We start from the raw sequence: 6,000 nt of genomic DNA, 5'->3' as shown, positions 1-6,000 counted from the left end.
TTACAAGGAACAAAAAATGGGAATCAGTTAAACTTAAATATCACCACTAAAATTGAGTTAGATACCCAAAAAACGAAAGAAACCTGGACGTTAACTTCAGATTCTTTGAATACAGGACGAGTCGTTTATCAAAAACAACCTTGTTTAGTGTCTCAAATTCGCTTTGCACCAGGAACTATAGCGCTACGCGCATACGTTAGGACAATTTTTAAAGGCAGCATCCACGCTAAAGAAGTAAAGACATAAATTCTCCCTAATTGCTGAGGAAATTAATGGATTAGAAACTGCACAAAAGTACGGACATAATATTATTATTTCCTTACAGGGATTATCTCTCTAATTGCTGAGGAAATTAATGGATTAGAAACTGCACAAAAGTACGGACATCATAATATTATGTCCGTACGGAGATTACTTGCCTAGTTGATTTCGTTGTTCTTCTGCTATTAGTTTTGCTTCTGTTTCAAAATTCCTGAACTGCCAACCCCCAACAAAATTACAAAACCCCTTTAGAACTCGGAATAGTATTCGCACGACGGAGATCAATTTCAACCGCCATTCTTAACGCTCTGGCAAAGGCTTTAAAACCAGCTTCAATAATATGATGGGAATTAATACCATCTAATTGACGTAAATGCAGCGTCATTTGACTATTATTAACAATCGCTACAAAAAATTCTCGAACTAATTGAGTATCATAAGTTCCGACTCGTTGGGTGGGAATTTCTAACTGATAAGTCAGATGAGGACGACCGGAAAAATCTAAAGCCACTTGAACTAACGCTTCATCTAAAGGAGCGATAAAATGCCCAAAGCGAATAATTCCTTTGCGATCGCCTAATGCTTTTGCTAAAGCTAAACCTAATGTAATTCCGACATCTTCATTCGTATGATGATCATCAATTTCAATATCTCCCGTCGCTTGAATGTCTAAATCAATTAACCCGTGAGACGAAATTTGATGTAACATATGATCTAAAAACGGAACCCCTGTAGACACATTACAGATGCCAGTTCCATCTAAATTAATCGTGACATTAACATCCGTTTCCCCCGTTTTTCGATGTACCGTTGCCATCCGAGGAAGAATCTCTAAATTAGAATTAGAACTATTAATAGAAGGGCGATCGCTAATTTGCATAATCAGGGAACAGGAAACAGCTTAACAGGGAACAGGGAACAGGAGGGAAATTGTAGGGTGCGTAAGCCATAGCGCACGCACCAACCGTCAACTACATTCCCATGATGCAATAACCCGAATCGACATACAGAATTTGGCCTGTAATGCCGCTGGATAAATCGCTACAGAGAAAGGCGGCTGCGTTACCCACTTCGGTTTGAGTGACAGTCCGTCTCAGGGGGGCCGTTTCTTCCACGTGATGGATCATATCTAAAATGCCACCGACGGCAGAAGACGCTAATGTCCGAATCGGGCCAGCCGAAATCCCATTCACCCGAACGCCCAATGGCCCTAACTCCGCCGCTAAATAACGAACATTCATTTCTAAGGCAGCTTTAGCGATGCCCATAACGTTGTAATTAGGGACTACCCGCACCCCACCCAGATATGTTAGGGTGACAATACTACCGCCTTGAGTCATCAAGGGTTTAGCAGCAGCACTCAGTTGTACTAATGAATAAGCACTAATATCCAGCGCTTTTGAAAATCCAGCGCGGGATACATTGCTAAAGTCTCCTGAAAGTTCCTCTTTGCCAGCAAAAGCCAGACAATGAATCAAGATGTCCAACCGTCCCCACTGGTCGCGGATCGCGGTAAAAAGCTCCTCGATTTGAGTATCGTTCTGGACATCACAGGGGAGAAATAAACTAGGGTTGAGGGGTTCAACCAACTCTTTGACCTTTTTTTCAAAACGACCTTTATCGTCAGGAAGGTAGGTCACTCCCAGATTAGCTCCAGCTTGGTGAAGCTGTTCGGCAATGCCCCACGCAATAGAGCGATTATTGGCAATGCCCGTAACAAGTGCGTTTTTTCCGTTCAAATTCAGCATAATAGACTATTCTATATGCAATTGGTATCCTTCTCAACGGCATTCACTTGCCCATCCCTCCCAGGGATGAAACATTGAGAAGACAATCATAGGTCAATTGAACAGACCAATGATTCAATTAGCGTAATTAGCGTAAACTGAAATACTGAAGAAATCTTAGGGCATTGTTAGTGCAAGGGATCGGGTCGTGACGTATGATAAACCGTTAGCAGAAGTGTTCCGCAACATCGGCGGAGGGGCATTTCCCCCCGTCGTGGAAAGCTTTGAACGGGGTAAGACGATCTTCTTTCCCGGCGATCCGGCGGAGCGCGTCTATGTTCTAATCAAAGGTGCGGTGAAACTATCCAGAGTCTATGAAGCTGGAGAAGAGATTACTGTTGCTTTACTTCGAGAAAATAGTGTATTTGGTGTTTTATCGTTAATTACAGGTCATCGGTCAGATCGGTTTTACCACGCCGTCGCCTTTACCTCGGTTGAACTGCTCTCGGTTCCCATTGAGCAAGTTGAGAAAGCGCTCAAAAGCGATCCGGAACTCCCGATGGTGATGTTACGAGGATTATCCTCTCGGATTTTACAAACAGAGATGATGATTGAAACCTTAGCGCATCGAGATATGGGATCGAGATTAGTTAGTTTTCTGTTAATTCTTTGTCGAGATTTTGGAGTCCCTGGTAAAGATGGGATTCGGATTGATTTAAAACTATCTCATCAAGCGATCGCAGAAGCCATCGGTTCAACGCGAGTGACTGTCACCCGTTTATTAGGAGATTTACGCCAAAAAAATATGATCTCAATTCATAAGAAAAAGATCACTGTTCATAATCCTGTTACCTTAAGTCAGCAATTTACTTAGTCGAGCCAGATTAATCCTTAACTTAATCCGTGAAATTTTTTAATCGGTTCAAATCCCTGATCCGGATTTGTCTATGGTTTTATAAATTATGACCGCAGGAATTATCCTGGTTATTTCTATCTTGATTTTGGGAGGCGTAATTGCCACAGTCAGCGATCGTCTGGGAACGAAAGTTGGAAAGGCTAGACTGAGTTTATTTAACTTACGTCCCCGTAACACTGCTATGCTGGTGACTATTGTAACAGGCAGTGTGCTTTCGGCATTGACATTAGGAATTTTATTTGCTTCTAGTAAACCTTTGCGTCGGGGTGTGTTTCAAATTGATCAAATTCAAACTCGACTCAATGATGCGCGCAAAGATTTAACTCGCGCTGAAGATGAAAAAAAACGGGTAGAAACGGATTTAGCAAAAGCTAAAGTCGAACTTAATACGGCGATGGCGCAGTTAAATACCATTAATCAATCGTTACAAACGGCTCAATCAAAAGCGATTCAAACCGCCGAAGAATTACAACGAACTCAAAATCAATTGGGAGAACTTCAGAAACAATTACAAGGAATTCAAGCAGAAAAAACAGCAACCGAAACTGACTTAAAACGCACAGAAAATCGTCTTCAACAGGTCTTTGAACAAAAAGAAAGTTTACAATCGGAAATTGCTAAATTAAAAACAGAACGAAAAAACTTGATTCAACAACGAGAACAAGTTAAAGCTCAAATTCAAGCTCGTGATCGAGAAATTGCTCAACGGTCTCAAGAAATGAAACAACAAGAGCAAGAAATTGAACAACAGGAAGAACGCATTACAGAACAAGATCAAATTATTGCTCAACGAGAATTTCGGCTGCAAGAATTGGAAATAGAACAGGAAAAATTAGAACAGCAGAAAAAAAAATTAACACAACAAATTCAACTGGTTGAACGAGATTTTCAACTCCTAAGAGAAGGCAGTGTTGTCTTAGAACGTGGGCAAGTTTTAGCCAGTGGATTAGTTCGGATTAATGATCCGAAAACGGCTTTACAAGCGATCAATACTCTCTTACAAACAGCGAATGAGAATGCGATTAATGCAGTACAATTAGGTAATAATAATGCTAATCAAGCTCAGGTCATTCAAATTACTAAAGTTGAAGTTGAAGAATTAATCAATCAAATTGATGATGGCAAAGATTATGTTGTCCAAGTGATTTCTGCCGCTAATTTTTTAGTCGGTGAAACTCAAGTTGCTGTTTTTACAAAAGCTGAACCGAATCGGTTATTATTTACAACAGGAGAAATTATTGCAGGGACAACCTTGAATCCTTCGACCTTATCGAATACTCAACTGCGAAAACAACTCCAACAACTCTTAGATGCGTCGAGTTTTAGAGCACGTTTTGTGGGAATTGTGGATGGAACAGTAGAAATTGGGAATGAAAGAATGGATACCTTAATTCGCTTTTTCCAACAATTGCAACAACATGATCAACCCTTAGAAATTCAAGCGGTAGCGGCTGAAGATGCTTATACAATCGGGCCATTACGCCTTGATTTATTAGCCCGTCGTAATGGAGAAGTGATTTTTAGTACCCGATACCAAGAACCCTTGAATAACCTCAATCAATGGCAAAATCCACTTTCTCCAAAACAAAATAATTTAGATAATTCTACCTCTCAATTCAATTCTACTGAACAGGATAAAAAAGAAGATGATTTTAGGTTTTGATCCCGGTCGAGAAAAATGTGGAATGGCGGTGATGAGTCCAGATTCCCAATTATATTATCATCAGGTGATTTTAGCATCAGATGTTCCATCAACGATTCAATCTCTGTGTCAACGCTTTGCAATTGAAAAGGTGGTGATGGGAGATCAAACCACGTCTAAACTGTGGAAACAAAAACTCAGTGAAATATTGCCGAACTCTTTATCAATTATTCAAGTTAATGAACGATATTCTACCTTAGAAGCACGCGATCGCTATTGGCAACTTTATCCCCCCCAAGGGTTAACTCGTTTAATCCCCAAAGGAATGCGAACTCCACCCCGTCCCATTGATGATATTGTTGCCATTGTGTTAATTGAACGGTATTTAAACCAGAATTAAGAAATTAGAGAATATTTCCTAATTTTTATAAATCTCCCGCATTAACCACAACGCCCCAACAATACCCACGAAATGAGCAACAATGGTGTGAGTATTCGCTAGAACTACAAAAAAATCAACGGGTTGAATAAAATCTTGCAGGTTGACAGAAGTAGCTAAAAATCCACGGGGTTGAGAAATTGCTTTTGCTAATAAAATTCCATTGATGGCTTCTGATGCGACTAACGTGACCGCCATTCCAATCAAGTTACTCGTCAAACCCAGACGAATTTGCTTCATGGTTTCTGCGCGACTAGGGCGAGACATTCCCGGTGCTTTCAATCGCCGTGATAAACGAGTATAACGAAACGCTTGAAAAATACTAAACCCTAAAATCCCCAGTCCAATAAAAGCAAACACTAAACCGCCACCGATACCCGGTGTTGTACCGGGTTTTCCTGCTGCTGGGCCAAAGACCGCAATGGCAAAAAGCTGAATAATCGCAGAAACGACGGCTAATATCAATTGCGTCCAAAAGCAAAACCAGCCTGTGGTACGAAGGGCAAAGGCCACCCGTTGAATCGCATTAGAAGTTGGTGAAGAGTCAGATGGATAGGACATTGTTGATACAATCAGACGCTAAAATCTTAATGAATGCGCTTAAAACCCAAGGAACTCAAGCATGAATCAACCACAACCGACCACAACCCCCAATCTCAATGAACCCAAATTTGGTTTCAATCAATATGCTGAACGGTTAAATGGTCGAGCCGCCATGATTGGTTTCTTGATCACTTTGGCAATTGAGTATTTTAGTGGACAGGGTTTGTTATCTTGGCTAGGGTTGAGTTAATTGTAGCGAAGACTGTCAACAGTTGACCGTTAATTACAGCCCGTTGTGATTTGTGATCTGTCTTCCGTTCAGGAGTCAAGGGGAATTAAGGTTATAAACTTTTAATTTCTGATCACTCTATGAACGGATGACAACTGGCTCAACAGGCGGTAAAATTCAGCCAAAGTCTAAATATTGAGTTAAATTAGGATTAAATGAACTCTCACGTGAAGAAGATTATAG

At 40.7% G+C, this 6,000-nt stretch carries 7 protein-coding genes and 1 pseudogene; 5 read left to right on the top strand and 3 right to left on the bottom strand.

Annotation, left to right across the window (positions count from 1 at the left end; all coding sequences use genetic code 11):
* Positions 1-246: pseudogene (locus ACKPEB_RS07145) on the top strand (hypothetical protein); the annotation flags it as partial.
* Positions 247-496: 250 nt separating this feature from the next.
* On the opposite strand, the gene hisB reads toward ACKPEB_RS07145, so the two are convergent.
* Together hisB and fabI are read right to left on the bottom strand one after the other, a co-directional pair.
* Complete coding sequence (hisB, locus tag ACKPEB_RS07140) at positions 497-1,141, bottom strand: imidazoleglycerol-phosphate dehydratase HisB (protein WP_408964171.1); 645 nt, start codon at positions 1,139-1,141, stop codon at positions 497-499.
* Positions 1,142-1,232: 91 nt separating this feature from the next.
* Positions 1,233-2,009, bottom strand: coding sequence for an enoyl-ACP reductase FabI (gene fabI / locus ACKPEB_RS07135; protein ID WP_408964170.1), 777 nt, complete (start codon positions 2,007-2,009; stop codon positions 1,233-1,235).
* A 187-nt stretch (positions 2,010-2,196) separates the two neighbouring features.
* On the opposite strand from fabI, the gene ntcA reads away from it, so the two are divergent.
* The 3 genes from ntcA (at position 2,197) to ACKPEB_RS07120 (ending at position 4,946) form a co-directional block, all read left to right on the top strand.
* Complete coding sequence (gene ntcA / locus ACKPEB_RS07130; protein ID WP_408964169.1) at positions 2,197-2,862, top strand: global nitrogen regulator NtcA; 666 nt, start codon at positions 2,197-2,199, stop codon at positions 2,860-2,862.
* 88 nt (positions 2,863-2,950) lie between these two features.
* The gene (locus tag ACKPEB_RS07125; protein ID WP_408964168.1) at positions 2,951-4,567 is read left to right on the top strand and encodes a DUF3084 domain-containing protein; all 1,617 of its coding nucleotides are present in this window, start codon (positions 2,951-2,953) and stop codon (positions 4,565-4,567) included.
* Positions 4,551-4,946 (top strand): pre-16S rRNA-processing nuclease YqgF, encoded by a 396-nt coding sequence (locus tag ACKPEB_RS07120; protein WP_408964167.1) that lies wholly within the window; start codon positions 4,551-4,553, stop codon positions 4,944-4,946. The genes ACKPEB_RS07125 and ACKPEB_RS07120 overlap by 17 nt, the downstream gene beginning before the upstream one ends.
* Positions 4,947-4,964: 18 nt before the next feature.
* On the opposite strand, the gene ACKPEB_RS07115 is transcribed toward ACKPEB_RS07120, so the two are convergent.
* On the bottom strand, positions 4,965-5,546 hold the full coding sequence (locus ACKPEB_RS07115) for a DUF3611 family protein (protein WP_408964165.1): 582 nt from the start codon (positions 5,544-5,546) through the stop codon (positions 4,965-4,967).
* Between the two features lie 61 nt (positions 5,547-5,607).
* Between ACKPEB_RS07115 and ACKPEB_RS07110 the strand changes: the two genes are divergently transcribed.
* On the top strand, positions 5,608-5,778 hold the full coding sequence (locus tag ACKPEB_RS07110) for a hypothetical protein (protein WP_186440269.1): 171 nt from the start codon (positions 5,608-5,610) through the stop codon (positions 5,776-5,778).
* The last annotated feature ends 222 nt before the right edge of the window (positions 5,779-6,000 follow it).

The organism is Planktothrix sp. (assembly GCF_046067725.1).
Taxonomy (GTDB): domain Bacteria; phylum Cyanobacteriota; class Cyanobacteriia; order Cyanobacteriales; family Microcoleaceae; genus Planktothrix.
This window is presented reverse-complemented; position numbering and strand designations above follow the sequence as displayed.